Genomic DNA, 16,951 nt, shown 5'->3' with positions numbered 1-16,951 from the left:
CGGGCGGGGCGGCGCGTACATTGGCGGACAATCCATTTTCGCAGTCGACCGCGCATGCGTTCCGCCTCCGAGTTACCCGCCAATGCTTCGCCCGCAGCGGCGGAGCCCATCCCGCAGCCCAAGGGCTTGCCGTGGCTGGGCAACCTGCTTCAACTTCCCAAAGACCGTCTGGCCCAGACGCTCCTGGAAACCAGCCGGCAGTTTCCCCAAGGCCTCTACCAGCTCGACTTTGCCGGGCGGCGCGTGCCGTTTGTCTATTCCGCCGATCTGGTGGCCGAACTATGCGATGAAACGCGCTTTCGCAAGCTGATCGGCCCGCCGCTGTCGTTTCTGCGGGCGGGGGCGGGCGATGGTCTCTTCACCGCGCATCAGGACGAGCCGAACTGGGGCAAGGCGCATCGCATTCTGCTGCCGGCCTTCAGCCAGCGGGCGATGAAGGGTTACTTCGACGTCATGCTCGAAGTGGCCAATGCGCTGGCCGACAAATGGGCGCGCCAGGGGCCCGACGCCGATATCCCCGTGGCCGACGACATGACGCGGCTCACGCTCGACACCATCTCGCTGGCGGGCTTCGGATACCGCTTTGATTCGTTCAACACGCCGGAGCTGCATCCGTTCCTGGCGGCCATGGTGGGCGTGCTGTCCGAAGCCATGGGCAAGCTCACACGCCTGCCGCTCAAAGACCGCTTCATGCGCGAGCACCATCGCCGGTTCGCGCACGACGTGGCCGCCATGCACCAATTGGTGGACGAGGTGATCCGCGCCCGCCGTCAGGCAAAAGATGGCGGCCTCGGCGCGAGTGACTTGCTTGGGTTGATGCTCAACGCCCGCGATCCGGTGTCGGACGAGCCTTTGGATGACACGAACATCCGCTTCCAGGTCATCACCTTCCTGATTGCCGGGCATGAAACCACGAGCGGCCTGCTGACCTTCGCGCTCTACATGCTGCTGCGCCATCCTGCGGTGCTCGCGCAGGCGTACGCCGAGGCCGATCGCGTGCTGCCGGGCGATACCGTGCCGCAATATGCGCACCTCGCGCAGCTCGACGTGATCGAGCGTGTGTTGAAGGAAACGCTGCGCCTGTGGCCGACCGCCCCGAGCTTTGGCGTGGCGCCCTACGAAGACACGCGCATTGGCGGTCGCTACGCCATCCGCAAGGACCAGCGCGTGGTGACCGTGCTGCTGGCCCTGCACCGCGACCCGGCGGTGTGGGACCGCCCAGAAGTCTTCGATATCGACCGTTTCCTGCCTGAGAACGAAGCCAAGCTTCACCCACACGCCTACAAGCCCTTCGGCAACGGTGAGCGCGCCTGCATCGGCCGCCAGTTTGCGCTGACCGAAGCCAAGCTGGCGCTGGCGGTGATCCTGCAGCGCTTTGCATTGTCCGACCCGTACGACTACGGCTTCCACATCAAGGAAACGCTGACGCTCAAACCCGACGGTTTCCGCCTGCGCGCGCGGCTGCGCAATGCGCGGGAGCGGTTGTCGATCGCCATGCCTTCGCGCACCGAGGTGGCCACACAAGACGACGCCGAAGCCGCACTCGCCGGCGGCGGCGAACCGATGCATGTGTTGTACGGCGGCAGCCTTGGCACCTGCCAGGACATCGCCGAGCAGCTTGCCGCCACCGCATCGCGCGCCGGCTTCGACGCCAAGGTGGCGCCGCTGGACACGATTGCCGACGCGCTGCCGCAGCAGGGCGTGCTGATCGTGGTGGCCGCTACGTATAACGGCCGTGCGCCGGACAGCGCCCGCACGCTGGAAGCTCGGCTCGATGCTGCCGATGCGCTCGCCCGGCAGGCAACAGGATTGCGCTACGCCGTGCTTGGCTGCGGCAACTCGCAATGGCCCGCGTTCCAGGCGTTTCCAAAGCGGGTGGAGGCGATGCTCGCGGCAGCCGGCGCACAAGCCATCGTGCCGCGCGGAGAGGCTGACGGCAACGCCGGTTTCGATGCCGCCGTCGATGCCTGGACGCGCGGCCTGTGGAGCGCCCTGGGCGCCCGCCAGTCACAAGCCGATGGCCCCTCCGTCCACGTCGACTATCTCGCTCCCGATGCCGTGCGCGCCGCCACACTGCCGCCCGCCGCCCGCGCGATGACGGTGCTCGCGAACGAAGAACTCGTCAGCGACCCCACCGGCCTCTGGGACTTCGCACAGGAAGCGCCACGCGGCCCCACGCGCCACCTCACCGTGCGGTTGCCTGACGGTATGACCTACGCCACTGGAGACCACCTCGCCGTCTATCCGCGCAATGCGGACGACCGTGTCGACGCAGCCATCGCGCGGCTTGCGCTCGAGGGCGACGCGCTCGTCACGCTGACCGCGCGCCATGCACACGTGCGGCACTTGCCGCTCAACCAGGCGGTGTCCGTGCGCCAGTTGCTGCGCGATTTCGTCGAGCTGCAAGACACCGCCACCGTGCGCGACATCACCGCGCTGCACGCGGCCACGCGCTGTCCGTTCACGCGAGGTCAGCTTGCCGTCTGGCTGGAAGGCGAGGATGCAGCTCAACGCTTCGACCAGGACATCCAAGCCGCACACGTGAGCGTGCTCGATCTGCTGATGCGCTTCCCGGCGATTGAACTGACGCTGGAGGCGTTTCTCGCGCGGCTTGGCGCGATGCGGCCGCGCTTCTATTCCATTGCGTCGTCGGCGCATGTGTCGCCGGGTGTGGCAGCGCTGACGGTGGGCATGGTGTCGGGGCCGGCATGGTCTGGGGTAGGCACATATCGCGGGACGGCATCGAACTATCTGATGACGCTGCGTGCAGGCGCAGAGATCGCTGCTGCCGTGCGCACGCCCAACCCGCCGTTTGCACCGGACGCGGATACCGGTAAGCCGATGGTGCTGATCGGCGCCGGAACGGGCATCGCGCCGTTCCGTGGCTTCCTGGAAGAGCGCGCCGCGCGGCAGGCGGCAGGCGAGGCGGTGGCAACGTCGTTGCTGTGCTTCGGCTGCCGCCACCCCGAGCACGACTTCCTCTACCGCGACACCTTGCGCGCGTGGGAAAACGCAGGCGTGGTGCGCGTCTTCCCGGCGTATTCTTGCGTGGCCGATCATCCGCATCGCTTCGTGCAGCATGCGCTGTGGGATGCGCGCGAAGCCGTGTGGGCGGCGTTCGATGCCGGCGCCACGTTGTACGTGTGCGGCGACGGCCGTGCGATGGCGCCGGCGGTGCGCGACACGCTGATCCGCATGCACCAGGCGCGCTACGGTAGCGACCTGGCGACCGCGTCGGACTGGTTGACGGCGCAGATGCAATCCGGCCGCTACCGCCAGGACGTCTTCAACTGAGGCCGCCGATAGGGCACTGATAGGGCGCTGATAGGGCGCCGATAGCGGGCGTGGGTGTTGCGGCACTGCCGCATTGACGGCCCCGCTTGAGCAGCGACGCGGGTACCCCATGTTACGATTTGCCCCTCGGAGCACCGCGCTTTTGGCCCAGCGACGCCCTGTCAGGCGCGTCCGGCGCAGCGGCTCCACGAGGAGAAATGAAAATGTGGCGCCGAATCAAAGCGTCCTGGATGGCGATCTTTCTGGTCACCCTGCTGGGTGTCGGGTACTTGTGGATGTACCGTTTTGAGCCGCTGCTCTCTGGCGAGGCCGGCAGCGATGTGTTCGTGTGGGACCGCTGGACCCACCGTGTCTGTGCGCTGACCGACAACGGCGAAGCCACCGAGTGGCGGTGCGATAACGCCATGGAAACCGACGGCTCCAGCAGCAACACCAACTCGGATGTCTCGATACGGAAACGCATGCGCGACGCCGTCCAGCGCATCAAGCTGTAAATCCCACGCCCGCCGTTCGTTGCGGGCGTTTTTCTTTCCCTGATTGCTATCCCCTGCTGGGTTCAGCCGCGTCCACCAGTTCTGGCGAGGGCACGGGCGGCAGCTTGCGCACCTGCGCAGTTTCCATGCGGCCCTGACGCTGGAACGGCCCAAGGTTTTGGGGCTGGCCGGATTCCAGCGCGCGCTCAATGGCGGCCAGTACGCGCACGTCGGCCAGGCCTTCTTCGCCGTTGGGTTCGGGCTCGCGGTTGCGGAGGATGCAATCGGAAAAGTACTGCAGCTCGCCGCCAAACTGATCCGTCGCGTCAAACGCTTGTTCGTGCGTCTTGCCGTCGATTGTGGCGCGGTATTTCAGCCCCACGCCGAACATGAAGCCGGGTGAGACTTCCAGGTCTCCCTTGGTGCCGAGGATGCGGTACTGATCGATGCTCGCACCGCTGTAGCTGACCACGAACTGTGCGACGCGGTGGTCGGCAAAGCGCAGCGTTACGCTGACGGTGTCATCGAAGTTGAAGGGCAGATCGGGGTCGCGAACCCCGCAGGCTGAAACCTCCACCGGCTCTTCGCCAAACAGATTGCGCACCGCGTTGATGGGGTACACGCCCATGTCCGACACAGGCCCGGCCCAATAGCCATGGCTGGCGCGGTGGTTGGACGGCGCCACCGATTGGCTGAACATGGCCGAGAACGCCCGGATGCGCCCGAGCTTGCCGGCGCGCACCAGCTCAATGGCGGCCAGCGTGGCGGGCTCGAAATGCAGCCGGTAGGCAATCATCAATTTTGCGTTGCCGTTGCGGGCTGCTTCGATCATCGCTTCGCAATCGGCTTCGCTGGTGGCCATGGGCTTTTCAAGCAGGACGTGGATGCCACGCTGCAGGGCGGGCAGGGCGTACTGCCGGTGCATGTCGTTGGGCAGCGCGAGGTAGATCGCGTCGATATCTCCGGAGGTGAGCAACTGGTCGTAGTCGGCATAACCGTGCACGTGCTCGATGCCGTAGCGGTCGGCCAGTGCCGTGGCTTTGACCTCATCGCCGGTAACTAGCGCGGTGACGACGGAGTTGCCGCTCTGTGCCACGCCCGGCAGAAACGCGGCCTGTGAAATCCAACCGGCGCCGACCACGGCATAACGTACAGGACTCTGGACGGTACGTGCAGGAGCGGCTTGCGGCTCACGTTCGGCCTCATGAAAAGCGGTAGACATGACAATTCCTTTGCAATCGTTGCGCACGGGGGCATGCCGATGCCGTGGTGCGGCGCGCTCGGCCGTGCGGGTTCTAACTGACTAAGCAAAGGCGGTGCCCGGTGAGCGCAAAGGGCGTCACACCGGGCCTTATCGGGGTGCTGTACGGGGCGCTCAGACGTGCTCGGCGCGGCTGTCGGCCGGGGCTTCGGCGCGCTCGGTCATGCCGTAGTCGCGCATCACATGGGCGATGCGCAGCCGATAGTCGGCAAATGCGTGGTCGCGGCCGGCGTGCTGGGCGCCGCGGTGCTGCTCCATGTTGCGCCAGGCCTTGACGGCCTCTTCATCACGAAAGAACGACAGCGACAGCATCTTGTCGGGGTTGGTGATGCTCTGGAAGCGCTCCACCGAGATAAAGCCGTCGACCTGCTCAAGCAGCGGCTTCAACCGCGCGGCGAGGTTGAGGTAGGTGTCGCGCTGGCCCGGTGCGGGCTCGACTTCGAAGATGACGGCGATCATGGCAAGGCTCCAGTGAGGTGTGGGGTGTTTTTGCAGCGGTTTCGTTCTCTGCAATTTCAAGCGTGAAAGCTGGGGATACGCGCGTTGGGCGACGGGCGATACGCCACCTCACCAAGGCTGGCAAGCCACCGGTCGATATCTGACAGGCTCAGCAGATGCAGCACCGTTTCGCGCGCGATGGTGGTTGCCAATGCGTCGGCGGGGCAGCGGTGCGCGCCGCGGCCGAACGTCCACAGATGCGGCTTTGCACGGTCGATGTCGAAGCGTAGTGGGTCCGGGTTGGCCGTGCCGTCCACGTTGGCGGCGGCCAGTAGCACCAGGATCTTGTCACCCGCACGCAGCGACTGGCCGACCAGCACAACATCGTGCGCGACAAAGCGGCGCGTGTTCTGCACGGGCGCATCGCGGCGCAGGACTTCGCGCACGAAGGGCTCGATGGCATGCGGTTGCGCGCGCAGCCGTGTTGCCAATCCCGAGTGCCGCGACAGCGCGACGATGCAGTTGCCGAGCAGTCCGGCGCAGGCGTCGTAGGTTTGCGCGAGCAGGGCGGCGAGGTTGGTGATTTCTGCGTCGCCGTCATCAGCAACGCTAGCGAGCGGTGAGTCGGTAAAGCGGCGCTGCAGGCGGTCGACTGCGGCATCAGCTTGTGCAATGGCTGCTGCGCTGGCACCGGGGCCGAGCGCGGCGAGGTACGCGGCAATGTCAGCCTGGCAGGCAGGCGCATCGGCGTGATCGCCCAGCAGCGTCTGCGCGATCGTGGCGAGTGGCACGGCGAAGTGAGCATCGGTCTCCAGCGCCGCGTGCAGATGCGTTGCATCGGGCAGCGCAGTGCGAGCATGCCGCTGCGCGCGGCCGGCCAGCGCCGACACATCCAACTGGCCCAGCGCGGCCATCACCTTTGCCTTGCGCGCGCTGTGGTCCGGCCCGTCGATCTGACGCACGAGGCGCCCGAAGAATGCGCCCGTGGGCGTCGCGGCCACGGCCCTGGGCACGGGTTCATCGGCCGGCCGTACGCGGCAGGCAGCGCTGCCGAGTACAGCGTCCACGGCTTCGGCACTGGCTGCGACCCACCACCCGAGGGCGGCATCGAAGAAGAACGGGCGGTTGGCCGCAAGTTCGGCGTAATAGGGGGCCGGGTCGGCATGTGCGATGGCTTGCAGCGCGTCGGCGGGCGGGGCGATGTCCAGGGCAGTCATCAGCGTGGGGCGCGGGAGTAAGATGGCTCCCATTGTCTGGACTGCCCGCCCGCCTGTCACGCGCCAACAGTTTGGTCTCCATCGAACCATGACCGCATCTTCCTCAGCCACCGAATCGACAACTCAGCCTGACATCGGCCGCGTGGCCGCCACCATTGGTGATCCAACCCGCATCCGCATGCTGCTGCTGTTGATGGAGGGCCGCTCGCTTACCGCCAAGGAGCTCGCTTACGGCGCGGGCGTGGAGCCAGCGACGGCCAGCGCGCACTTGCGCCGGCTTGAGGCAGATGCGCTCATCACCTCACTATCCAGCGGGCGCTACAAATACTTCGGGCTGCGCTCGCCGGCGGTGGCGGAGATGATCGAATCGTTGCTGGTGGTCGCACCTGAAAAGCCGGCCGACCCACGACGCTCGACCGTGCCTGAAAACTTGCGTGCGGCGCGCCTGTGTTATGACCACCTGGCTGGTCAGCTTGGCACGGAGGTCTCGGAGAAACTACTGTCGCGCGGCTGGCTGACGCAGCTCGATGACACGCACGGCGCCTATGAGGTTACGCCCGAGGGGGAGCAGGCGCTGGCCGCCATCGGCGTCGATGTGAACGCGTTGCGCAACGGCCGACGCCGCTTTGCTTACGGTTGCATGGATTGGAGCGAGCGGCGCCCGCATCTGGCCGGTGCGCTCGGGGCCGCCGTGGCAGAACGCTGCATCGCACTGGGGTGGCTGGCGCGGCAGAAGCATTCGCGCGCACTGAGCATGACCGAAGCCGGGCAGCGCGAATTGCATGCGTGGCTGCACACGGCGTAGGGGCGTGCAGGCGGAGTCAGCTGGCGTTGCGGATCGCTTTTACGTAGTCCCGCTGGAACACGCACATGCGCAAGGCGTTGTGATACGCGCCGTTGCTGAAGAACTCCTCGATCAGTTCGCCTTCGCGCTGGAAGCCGCATTTTTCGTACACGTGGATCGCGCGTTCGTTCACCACGTCGACAACGAGATACAGCTTGTGCAGATTCAGCACCATGAATGCATAGTCGATGGCCAGTCGCGTTGCTGTTGACGCATAGCCGTGACCTTGCCAGCTGGGCGCGATGATGATCTGGAATTCGCCGCGGCGGTGGATGTAGTTCAGCTCCATCAACTCGACCAGACCCACGGCTTCGCCGGCATCGTTCTCGCAGATGAAGCGGCGCTCGCGCTGGTCGTGCACGTGGCGGTCGTAGAGTTGTGAGAGTTCAGTGAAGGTTTCGTACGGTTCTTCGAACCAGTAACGCATGATCTTCGCGTCGTTGTTCAGCTCGTGCACGAAGCGCAGGTCATTGCGCTCCAGCGGGCGCAGGGAAAGGTCGTGGGATTTTTCGATGACCATGGTGTTGTCCTTGTTGTGTTGAGGCGCCCGACATCGCGTCGACGTCCCTACAGTGTCAGCAAGGACGTGTCGCCGCGGATGCCTGTTTGCGCTGCGGTTGCGCGCGTCGGCGCCGATCCAGATAAAGCCACCACCCCGTTGCTGCAAACACCGGCAGCATCAACGCTCCGACCAACACTAGCACGATGCCGATCGGCCCGAAATAGCGTCCATTGTGAAGCGGCAACATGCCTGCCAGCAGGCGTTGCATTGGCGGCTTTGCTGCGAAGGATTCGTTGCCGAGGACGGCTCCGGTGCTGGCGTCCAGCGTCAATCGATTGAAGGCGCGGTCGTGCGGTGCATCGACCGGCAGCCAGTTGATATCGACCTTGCCCGTGCGGGCATCGTCGATGCGGAGGGTGGCTGTTCCGTAGTTCGACGCGTTGACGAGGAAAGCGTTCCACGTGCGCTCAATTGCCGCATCTTCGAGTGGTTGTCGCAGGCCCTCCACCGGTTTTGCCTTGGCTACAAGCGGCATGCCGGCCAGGCGCTGCAGGCCGTCGCGGTACCAGTCATACGCCCAATACAGGCCGCTGAAGGCGGCCAGCACATACAGCGGCAGCACCAGCGTTCCGATGACGGTATGTACATCCCACCAGCGGATGCGGCCTGCGCGGCTCCAGCGGATGACGAGCCAGCTTCGCCAATTCGTTACGCGGCGCGGCCAACGCAGATACAAGCCGGAAAGGGCCATGACGACGAGCCCAATCGTGCTCGCGCCTACGATCTGCTTGCCGATCTCATCGGCAAGCAAGGTCCGGTGCAGCAGCTTGACGGTGGCGAAGAACCGCTGCCCGCGCGCCTCGGGCAACAACGTGCCGGTTGCGGCATCGATGTAGCGCAGCTCCCCACGGCTGCTGCCGCCGTGTTTGCCGGGCGGCCACGCATACCAGACGCGCCACGGCTCGGTCGGGTCGGATGCGGCGGTGATGAAAGTGACAGGACGCTCGGGCATGGCGGCGCGCGCCTGCGCAGCCACCTGCGGCAGAGTTGGCGCAGGGCCGGTGCGCGCGGGCAGGCTGAGCACGCCGGGGTTGAGCGCGCGCAGCAGTTCGTCTTCGTAGGCCATCAGCGCGCCAGTAACGCCAACGACGGCCAGCACCACACTGGCTGACAACCCGATCAGCCAGTGCAGGCGGAAGAGTATCCGTCGCAGCATCGCGTTTGCCACTTACAGCCGCTTACATCTTGTAGCGCACGCCGAGCAGCGCCATGCGCGGGGCACCCGGCATGTTGTAGTTCTCGGCGCCGCCGTGAGCCGACACGTAGTACGCGCGGTTGAACAGGTTCTGCAGATTCAGCGTGACATCAACGTGCTTGCTGCGATAACCGGCGCCCAGGTCGACGGTCATGTAGCCGGGCAGCGTCGTCAGGTTGTACTGCGATGCGTAACGCGCAGCTTCCGCACGCACGCCGCCGGCCACGTAGAAGCCGTTCGGCAGATCGTGCTTCAGCCATACCGAGCCGCTATGCCGCGGCGTGAGGGACGGCTGGTTGCCGTTGACCGCCACGCTGCCACTGCGGTCGTTCGGGTTCTCCAGGCGGCCGTTCAGGTAGGCATAGCTCGCCATCAGCGACCAGGTTTTCACAATCTCGCCTGTGAACGACAGCTCCAGGCCGCGCGTGCGCTGCGTGCCGATGGGCACACCCAGCAGCGTGACGGGATCCGCCGCCGTCAGGTTCGTCTGCTTCATGTCGAACAGTGCGGCCGTGACGCTTGCACCGGCCGAGAGGTCGTACTTGGCGCCGATCTCGTAGTTCGTGGTCGATTGCGGGGCCAGCGCGCCGCTGTTCGGGAAGAACGTGAAGCTATCCGCCAGCGGCTGGAACGAGCGGCTGTACGACGCGTACAGCGAAAGCGGCTCGATCGGGTGATACACAACGCCCAGGCGCGGGCTGACCGGCTTGTCGGTGCGAGACAGATCCACATTGCGCGCGGTCAGGTCGTCGCGGCTTTGCTTGAGGATTTCATAGCGCAGGCCGGCGAGCACCGTCCATTGCGGCGAGAACTTGATCAAGTCCTGCACGTACGCCGCATACGTCTCGTTGTGCGAGAGGCCGTAGTTGGTCGGCACGGCGTTGCCGGGTACGGTCGGCAACACCTGCAGCGTCGGGTTGAAGAGGTTGTAGGTCGCGCTGCCCGGCGCAGCGGCCACGCGGTCGCTCTTGTCTTGGTAACCCAGCTCGATGCCGTACAGCAGCGTGTGCTGGATGCCCCAGGTCTCGGCCTTCTGCGTCAGCTCGTTCTGCCACAGCGTGCCGCGGTCGCTGCGGTTGCGCTGGTTGACGGTGAGGGTGACAGTCGGGATCGGCCCGTCGGTGACGCGGCTGACGGTCGTATAGTTGTTGCGGCCGAGCGAGTATTCGTAGTTGCGCACCACGCTGTGGAACGACCATTTGTCGTTGAAGCGGTGGTCTAGCGTGCCGGTCACGCTCTTGACAGTGGACTCCACGTTGCCGGCAGCGGCATTGGCGGAGCCATAGCGCGTTTCGATCGGCACGTCGACCGGGCGGCCGTGGTACGACGGTACGCCCTGATCGGCAATGCGCTTGTCGTGCAGGTAGTCGAACTGCACCGTCAGCTTGGTATCCGGCGCGAGATTGAACAGGAACGACGGCGAAATCGCCTGGCGGCGCAGGAAGTAGTCGTTGCGGAAACCGCCCGAATCTTCCACCGCGCCGGTGATGCGCGCGCGGATGGCGTCGTCGTTGATGGACGTGTTCAGGTCGAACTCCGCACGCTTCTGGCGCTCGGTGCCCACCATCACGCCCACCTCGGCCAGCGGCGTCGCCAGCGGTTTCTTGGTCACGCGATTGATGATGCCGCCCGACGAGCCACGCCCATACAGCACGGCCGCCGGGCCCTTCAGCACTTCAATGCGATCGACGTTGGAGAGATCGCGGAAGTAAAGCGAGTCATCGCGCAGACCGTCGACGTACTGGTCATTGATCGACGAGAAACCGCGAATGGTCACCTGGTCACGCTGCGCGTCGCCCAGCGAGGCCGACACACCCGGCACGTTGCGCAGGGTGTCGTTGATCGACAGCGCGCCCTGGTCCTGGATCACTGCGCGCGGCACGACGTTCACCGACTGCGGAATCTCGCGCAACGGCACGGGAATCTTCGTGGCGGTGTTCGCGATGGGCGTGTCGTAGCTCGTGCTGGTGCGCGTACCCTTGACCGTGGACGTCGGCAACGTGCCGGCGTCGGCTGCGGCAACGGTGTCGGCGGCAGTTGCCACCTGGGCAAACGGCAGCGTTCCAAGGACGGCCAGAGACAGGCACAAACGTTTCGGCGGCATTGCAGTTCCCGTAAAGTGAAAAGTAGGGCGCGACTCCCTCCCCCGAGGTTGGCGCCTTCAGAATGTGAAGACGCAGATAATAATGAGAACAATTCCTATTTACAAGAGAGTTAAGGCGAGCTTTTGACGAGAGGCAACGTTTGCCGGTCTTGTGCGCCGCAATTTTTCGTGGCATACCGCGATGTTTCGGGCACCAAGTTGCGCCATAACCGTCTCATTTGCCGGATTTCTGCCATCTTTCTGATATGTCGCATTCATCACACCAGATGCCGTTGAGAGCCGCCTTGGTGGGCTACGGCTACGCCGGCAAGCTGTTTCACGCCGCGTTGATCGACGCCACGCCCGGGCTGCATTTGCAGGTCATCGGCTCCAACCGGCCAGACGCCGTGCATGCGGATCGGCCTAATGCCGTGGTCTGCACGCCCGAGGCGGCGGCAACGCATGCGGAAGCCGACCTCGTTGTCATTGCCGCGCCCAACGACCGTCACGCACTGCTGGCCGAAGCTGCGTTGCGCGCAGGCAAACATGTCGTGGTGGATAAGCCGTTTACCGTCACGCTGGCAGAGGCGCGGCATCTGGCTCGGGCGGCGCGTGAAACGGGGCGCGTGCTGTCGGTCTTTCAGAACCGCCGCTGGGACAGCGATTTCCTGGCCGTGCAAGCCGCGATTGCCGGTGGCGCTATCGGCAAAGCCATGCACGTCGAGGCGCATTTCGACCGCTATCGTCCGCAGGTACGTGCGCGCTGGCGCGAGCAGGCGGGGCATGGCACGGGCATCTGGTTCGATCTTGGCCCGCACCTGATCGACCAGACGCTGCAACTGCTCGGCCTGCCGGATGCGGTGAGTGCCTCGTTTGCACGCCAGCGGCCGGGCGCCGAAACGCCGGACTGGGCGCACGTCGTGCTGGAAGTGGGCGAGCGCCGAGCAGTCCTTCACGCGGGCATGTTGGTGGCGGGCGGCTCGCCGCGCTGGGTCGTCCATGGCACGCGCGGTTCGTTCATCAAGCGCCGGATGGATCAGCAGGAAACGCAACTGCTGGCCGGCATGCAGCCTGGCGCGCAAGGCTGGGGTGTGGACGATGACGCGGGCTTACTGATTGACGGCGCAACCTCGACCGAAACCCGCATCGCAACGCCCGCCGGCGACCAGCGCGCCTACTACGCCGCTGTGCGCGACGCCATCCTCGGCCTGCGCGCGAACCCTGTCCCGCCCGTGCAGGCTGTGGCTGTCATGGCCGTGCTCGAAGCCGCCGTGGCCGCTGCCGAAACCGGCACGGCTGTCGTGCCGGACCTGACCGATGCTGAACGTGCGGATTGGCTGGCCTCGCGGGAGACCGCCTTGTGAACGGCGTCGTCATCCTGTTGCTGGTGGCGGGCGGTTTGCTCGCTGTGGTGGCGCTGGTGCAGATGCTGGCCTCGCGGCTGACGTTGCCGGAATCGACATTGCTGGCGCTGGCAGGCATTGGCATCGGCGGCGCCTATGTGATCGTGCAGAACAGCGCGCCGGCCTCCGCGGCCACGTTCTTCGCGCCGCTCGTCGATCCGAGTTGGCCGGCAGAGGCGTATCTGTGGCTGTTCCTGCCGCCGCTGCTGTTTCAGGCAGCGCTGTCGGTTGATGTGCGGAGCATGGCGCCGGATGCCGCACCGATCCTGATGCTGGCCATCGTGGCCGTGGTGGTCGCCACGGGCGTGATCGGGCTCGCGGCGGCGGCTGTCACGCCGTTCGGCATCGTCACGTGCCTGCTGCTCGGCGCGATGATTGCCACGACCGATCCATCCGCTGTGATTGCGGTGTTTCGCGACGTGGGCGCGCCGGCACGGTTGATCCGCCTGGTGGAGGGCGAGGCGCTGCTCAACGACGCCGCGGCCATTGCCATCATGGGCGTGCTGCTCGCAATGCTGACGGGGCACGGCGGTGATGCCTCCGTCGGCACCGGCCTGCGTGAACTGGCCAAGGCGTTCGGAGGCGGCGTGGTGTTCGGATTGATTGCCGGGCGCATCGCCGCATTCCTGCTGCCGGCGTTGCGTGGCATTGCTCAGGCCGAAGCCGCCTGGACGCTGGCGCTGCCGTACCCGCTGTATCTCGTGGCCGAAAACATGCTGGGCGCGTCGGGCGTGGTGTCGGTGGTGTGCGCGGGGCTGGTGATTGGCGCGCTGGGGCGCACGCGCTTGACGCCCCGCAACTGGTCGCACCTGCAACTCATTTGGGAGCAGATTGCTGCGCTGGCCGGGGCGGTGGTCTTCTTGCTGGCTGCGGTGCGGGTGCCGGAGTTGTTGCACGGCGTGGTGTGGAAAGACGCGCTGTGGCTGGCGGTGATCGTGCTGGCTGCACTTGCTGCGCGCCTTGCGGTGCTGTTTGGCCTGTTGCCCGCGCTCGCGTGGCTCAAGCTCTCCGCGCCGGTCAGTCATGCCTACAAGCTGGCGATTGCATGGGGCGGCCTGCGTGGTGCTGTCACGTTGGTGCTGGCGCTAGGTGTGGCGGAGAACCAGGCAGTGCGCGAGGCGGATCGCCATTTCGTCACCATCCTCGCCACCGGCTTTGTGCTGGTGAGCGTGCTCTTCAATGGCGCCACGCTGCGCTGGGTGATGCGCCAGTTGGGGCTGGATCAGTTGTCGCCGCAAGAGCAGGCCCTGCAAGGCCAGGCGCTGAACATGTCGACAGAGGAAGTGGAATCGACCATGCGCCGCATCGGCGGGCATTTCCATTTCACTTCGGGTGCGACGGATCAGGCAGCGGAGGTGTATCGGCGGGAGGTCGCGGCCGGCGCGGTCGAGCTGAACCTTGAGGAAGCGCTGTCCGAACGCGAGCGCCTGACCATCGGCCTTGTTTCGCTCGCCACGCGTGAGCGCGAGTTGATTCCCGAGTACGGCAACGGCCTCGTCTCCATCCGCAACCTTGACGCGATGATGCGCAACACCGCGGACATGATCGACGCGGCGCGCACGGAGGGGCGTCTTGGCTACAAGCGTGCATCGCGGCGCATCCTGGCCAAGCACGCCGGCTACCGGTTCGCGGTCTGGCTGCACCGCGTGGTGCATATCGACCGCCCGCTGGCCAACGCGCTGGCCGATCGCTTTGAATTGCTTATTTGCCGCCAGACGGTGTTGGAGCGCTTGCGCGCGTACAACCGTGCATCGCTGCAACCTGTGCTCGGCGAGCGCATGGCAGACCTGCTCGACGGTGTGTTGATTGCTCGGATCGAGGCGGCGGAAGAGGGCTTGGCCGAGCTGCGCGAGAAGTTTGGCGACTACAGCGCCGCTCTGGAAAAGCGTCTGCTCGTGCTGTTCGCGCTCTACATCGGCCAGAGCAAGATCGACACGATGCTGGCCGAAACGGTGATCTCGAAAGAGGTCTACAAGCAGATCAGCGCGGTGATCCGCCGTGCATGGACGGCCGCGCTGCCGCGGCCGCCGCTGTCGACTGCATTGCACATGCCGGCCGCACGGAAGTAGTGCGACTCGGAGAATTCAGCGGCGAACAGCTCAGAGCCGCTTGTCTTCCCGCTCCACGCCCGGATGGCGGTGGATGTCATGCGTGACGAAGCCCGTGTCGTTATCGGGCATCTCCAGCCACTCCGGGTGCGAGAGCGATTCGCGAATATCCGCCAGGCCCGAAGCCCAGTGGTCGCGCATGGTCGACGGCCCGAACTGGATGTCCTTGCCCGGCCCTTCGTGTTCCTTGGCAGCGTAGATGAGGTGGAAGACGTTGTAGCGCTTGGTACAGGCCATCTCCTGCGCGTGCTTGTACCACTGCGTGCGCTCGAACTCCTTGGGTGGCAGGTGATCAAGCAGCTTGCGCATGAGCCGGCGCGTGGATTGCGAACGCTCCATCCAGTCGGTAGTAAGCCGCGTGCGGCTGGAGTACTGCAAGTCCTTCTGTCGGCTGGCCACGCCGATCATCGTGTTGGGCACCGGCCCCAGCGCGCTCCAGAGGTCTACCTGAAACACCAGCGTGTCGCGGCGCGGCTTGGTGCCCAGCACATACGACAGCGGCGTGTTGGAGACCACACCGCCGTCCCAGTAATACTCGCCGTCGATCAGCACGGGCGGAAAGCCCGGCGGCAGCGCGCCCGATGCCATGAAGTGCTCTGCGCGCAGACGGCGCTCGGTGTTGTCGAAGGCTTCCAGGTTGCCCGTGCGGACGTTCACGGCGCCCACTGACACGCGGATGCCGCCATCGTTGATGCGGTCGAAATCGCACAGGCGTTCCAGCGTCGCCTTGAGCGGCGTGGTGTCGTAATAGCTGGCTTCGAGCGGGTCGACTTCGTTGGCTGGCAGTGGAGCGGGAAAGCGCGGTGTAAAAAAGCCGCGCTGGCCCTCAAGCAGCGTATCGGCGGCTTGCATGGCGGTCAGCCATTTCCGCAGATGCGCATTGCCGTCAAACCAGGCGTTTTCCAGGATGTCAGGCAGCGGCGGCGAGAACGTCGGCTGCGTGATGATCTGCCAGAACTCACGCAGCTTCGCTTGCCGATGCTCGGGCGCATTGCCGGCAATGATGGCCGTATTCAGCGCCCCGATGGAGATGCCCGCAATCCAGTTCGGCACGATGCCGGCTTCGTCCAGCCCTTCGAACACGCCGGCCTGGTACGAGCCAAGCGCGCCGCCGCCTTGCAGCACCAGCGCGATGTTCTCGTACGCCGGCAGCACGATGCGCTGTGCCGTGGTGAGCGGTGCATCTGCCGGGCGCGATGATTCTGCCGGTGTGGGCCGCTTGCTTGCGGCCACGCGTAGTTTGGGTGCGGGCATATCTCCTCCAACCTCCTTGCGTGTGCAGAGACTTATTGCATGAACCAGCCGTGGCTCACCACGAACGATTGGCCGGTCAGCGCAGCGCTCGGGAACGTGGCCAGGAAGCGCACCGTCTCGGCCACGTCTTCCACCGTGGTGAACACGCCGTCCACGGTATCACCCAGCATGACCTTTTTCACGACCTCGTCTTCGCTGATGCCGAGTTCCTTGGCCTGCTCGGGAATCTGCTTTTCGACCAGCGGCGTGCGCACAAAACCGGGGCACACCACATGCGAACGCACGTTATGCGCCGCGCCTTCCTTGGCCAGCACCTTGTTCAGGCCGAGCAGCGCGTGCTTGGCCGCCACGTAGGCTGATTTGAGCGGCGAGCCCTCGTGCGAGTGCACCGAGCCCATGTAGATCACCACGCCGCCACGGTTGTCCTTGTACATGTGGCGCAGCGCGGCACGCGTGGTCAGAAACGCGCCGTCGACGTGGATGGCCTGCATCTTCTTCCAGTCGGCAAACGAGTAGCTCACGAACGGGTTGACGATCTGGATGCCGGCGTTCGACACGAGGATGTCGACCGAGCCGAGCTCTTCAGCCACGCGGTCGATGCCGCTGTCCACGGCTTGTTCGTCGGTCACGTCCATGCGCAGGCCGATCGCCTTGCCGCCTGCATCGCTGATCTCTTTGGCGACGGCCTTGGCGCCGTCTTCGTTCAGGTCAACGATGGCGATGGCCGCACCCGAACCGGCGAGCGTGAGGGCGATCTGCTTGCCGATGCCGCTGGCGGCACCCGTGACGACGGCGACTTTGCCTTTCAAATCAGACATG

Annotated in this window: 13 protein-coding genes; 5 read left to right on the top strand and 8 right to left on the bottom strand. The window is 65.5% G+C overall.

Annotation, left to right across the window (positions count from 1 at the left end; genetic code table 11):
• Positions 1-54: 54 nt before the first annotated feature.
• Both DOD19_RS21880 and DOD19_RS21875 read left to right on the top strand, forming a co-directional pair.
• Positions 55-3,294, top strand: coding sequence for a cytochrome P450 (locus DOD19_RS21880; protein WP_112188086.1), 3,240 nt, complete (start codon positions 55-57; stop codon positions 3,292-3,294).
• A 203-nt stretch (positions 3,295-3,497) separates the two neighbouring features.
• Positions 3,498-3,788 carry a hypothetical protein gene (locus DOD19_RS21875; RefSeq protein ID WP_004627354.1) on the top strand — a complete coding sequence of 97 codons (291 nt, stop codon included), beginning with the start codon at positions 3,498-3,500 and terminating at the stop codon, positions 3,786-3,788.
• Between the two features lie 46 nt (positions 3,789-3,834).
• Here the strand turns inward: DOD19_RS21875 and DOD19_RS21870 are convergent, their stop codons facing one another.
• From DOD19_RS21870 to DOD19_RS21860, 3 genes are all read right to left on the bottom strand, one after another.
• Positions 3,835-4,989 (bottom strand): Gfo/Idh/MocA family oxidoreductase, encoded by a 1,155-nt coding sequence (locus DOD19_RS21870; protein ID WP_112188084.1) that lies wholly within the window; start codon positions 4,987-4,989, stop codon positions 3,835-3,837.
• 153 nt (positions 4,990-5,142) lie between these two features.
• Positions 5,143-5,487, bottom strand: coding sequence for an antibiotic biosynthesis monooxygenase (locus tag DOD19_RS21865; protein WP_112188082.1), 345 nt, complete (start codon positions 5,485-5,487; stop codon positions 5,143-5,145).
• 56 nt (positions 5,488-5,543) lie between these two features.
• Positions 5,544-6,683 (bottom strand): cytochrome P450, encoded by a 1,140-nt coding sequence (locus tag DOD19_RS21860; RefSeq protein ID WP_024978701.1) that lies wholly within the window; start codon positions 6,681-6,683, stop codon positions 5,544-5,546.
• Between the two features lie 88 nt (positions 6,684-6,771).
• On the opposite strand from DOD19_RS21860, the gene DOD19_RS21855 reads away from it, so the two are divergent.
• On the top strand, positions 6,772-7,488 hold the full coding sequence (locus tag DOD19_RS21855) for a winged helix-turn-helix domain-containing protein (protein ID WP_024978702.1): 717 nt from the start codon (positions 6,772-6,774) through the stop codon (positions 7,486-7,488).
• A 16-nt stretch (positions 7,489-7,504) separates the two neighbouring features.
• On the opposite strand, the gene speG is transcribed toward DOD19_RS21855, so the two are convergent.
• Genes speG through DOD19_RS21840 form a run of 3 tightly spaced genes read right to left on the bottom strand, consistent with a single transcriptional unit; the run spans position 7,505 to position 11,388 of the window.
• Positions 7,505-8,047: a spermidine N1-acetyltransferase gene (gene speG / locus DOD19_RS21850; protein WP_112188080.1), complete on the bottom strand. Its 543-nt coding sequence runs from the start codon at positions 8,045-8,047 to the stop codon at positions 7,505-7,507.
• Positions 8,048-8,102: 55 nt separating this feature from the next.
• On the bottom strand, positions 8,103-9,245 hold the full coding sequence (locus DOD19_RS21845) for a PepSY-associated TM helix domain-containing protein (RefSeq protein WP_112188078.1): 1,143 nt from the start codon (positions 9,243-9,245) through the stop codon (positions 8,103-8,105).
• Positions 9,246-9,267: 22 nt separating this feature from the next.
• Positions 9,268-11,388, bottom strand: coding sequence for a TonB-dependent siderophore receptor (locus DOD19_RS21840; protein ID WP_112188076.1), 2,121 nt, complete (start codon positions 11,386-11,388; stop codon positions 9,268-9,270).
• Between the two features lie 266 nt (positions 11,389-11,654).
• Here DOD19_RS21840 and DOD19_RS21835 point away from each other — a divergent pair, with 266 nt between their 5' ends.
• Both DOD19_RS21835 and DOD19_RS21830 read left to right on the top strand, forming a co-directional pair.
• Positions 11,655-12,731, top strand: coding sequence for an oxidoreductase (locus DOD19_RS21835; protein ID WP_112188074.1), 1,077 nt, complete (start codon positions 11,655-11,657; stop codon positions 12,729-12,731).
• On the top strand, positions 12,728-14,839 hold the full coding sequence (locus tag DOD19_RS21830; protein ID WP_112188072.1) for a sodium:proton antiporter: 2,112 nt from the start codon (positions 12,728-12,730) through the stop codon (positions 14,837-14,839). The genes DOD19_RS21835 and DOD19_RS21830 overlap by 4 nt, the downstream gene beginning before the upstream one ends.
• Before the next feature lie 30 nt (positions 14,840-14,869).
• Here the strand turns inward: DOD19_RS21830 and DOD19_RS21825 are convergent, their stop codons facing one another.
• Entirely contained in the window at positions 14,870-16,132 is a 1,263-nt protein-coding gene (locus tag DOD19_RS21825; protein WP_024978708.1) for a patatin-like phospholipase family protein, read from the bottom strand.
• A 32-nt stretch (positions 16,133-16,164) separates the two neighbouring features.
• On the bottom strand, positions 16,165-16,950 hold the full coding sequence (locus DOD19_RS21820) for a 3-hydroxybutyrate dehydrogenase (protein ID WP_024978709.1): 786 nt from the start codon (positions 16,948-16,950) through the stop codon (positions 16,165-16,167).
• Position 16,951: the final 1 nt, after the last annotated feature.

The sequence above is a fragment of the Ralstonia sp. GX3-BWBA genome (assembly GCF_003290055.1).
Lineage (GTDB): Bacteria > Pseudomonadota > Gammaproteobacteria > Burkholderiales > Burkholderiaceae > Ralstonia > Ralstonia holmesii.
This window is presented reverse-complemented; position numbering and strand designations above follow the sequence as displayed.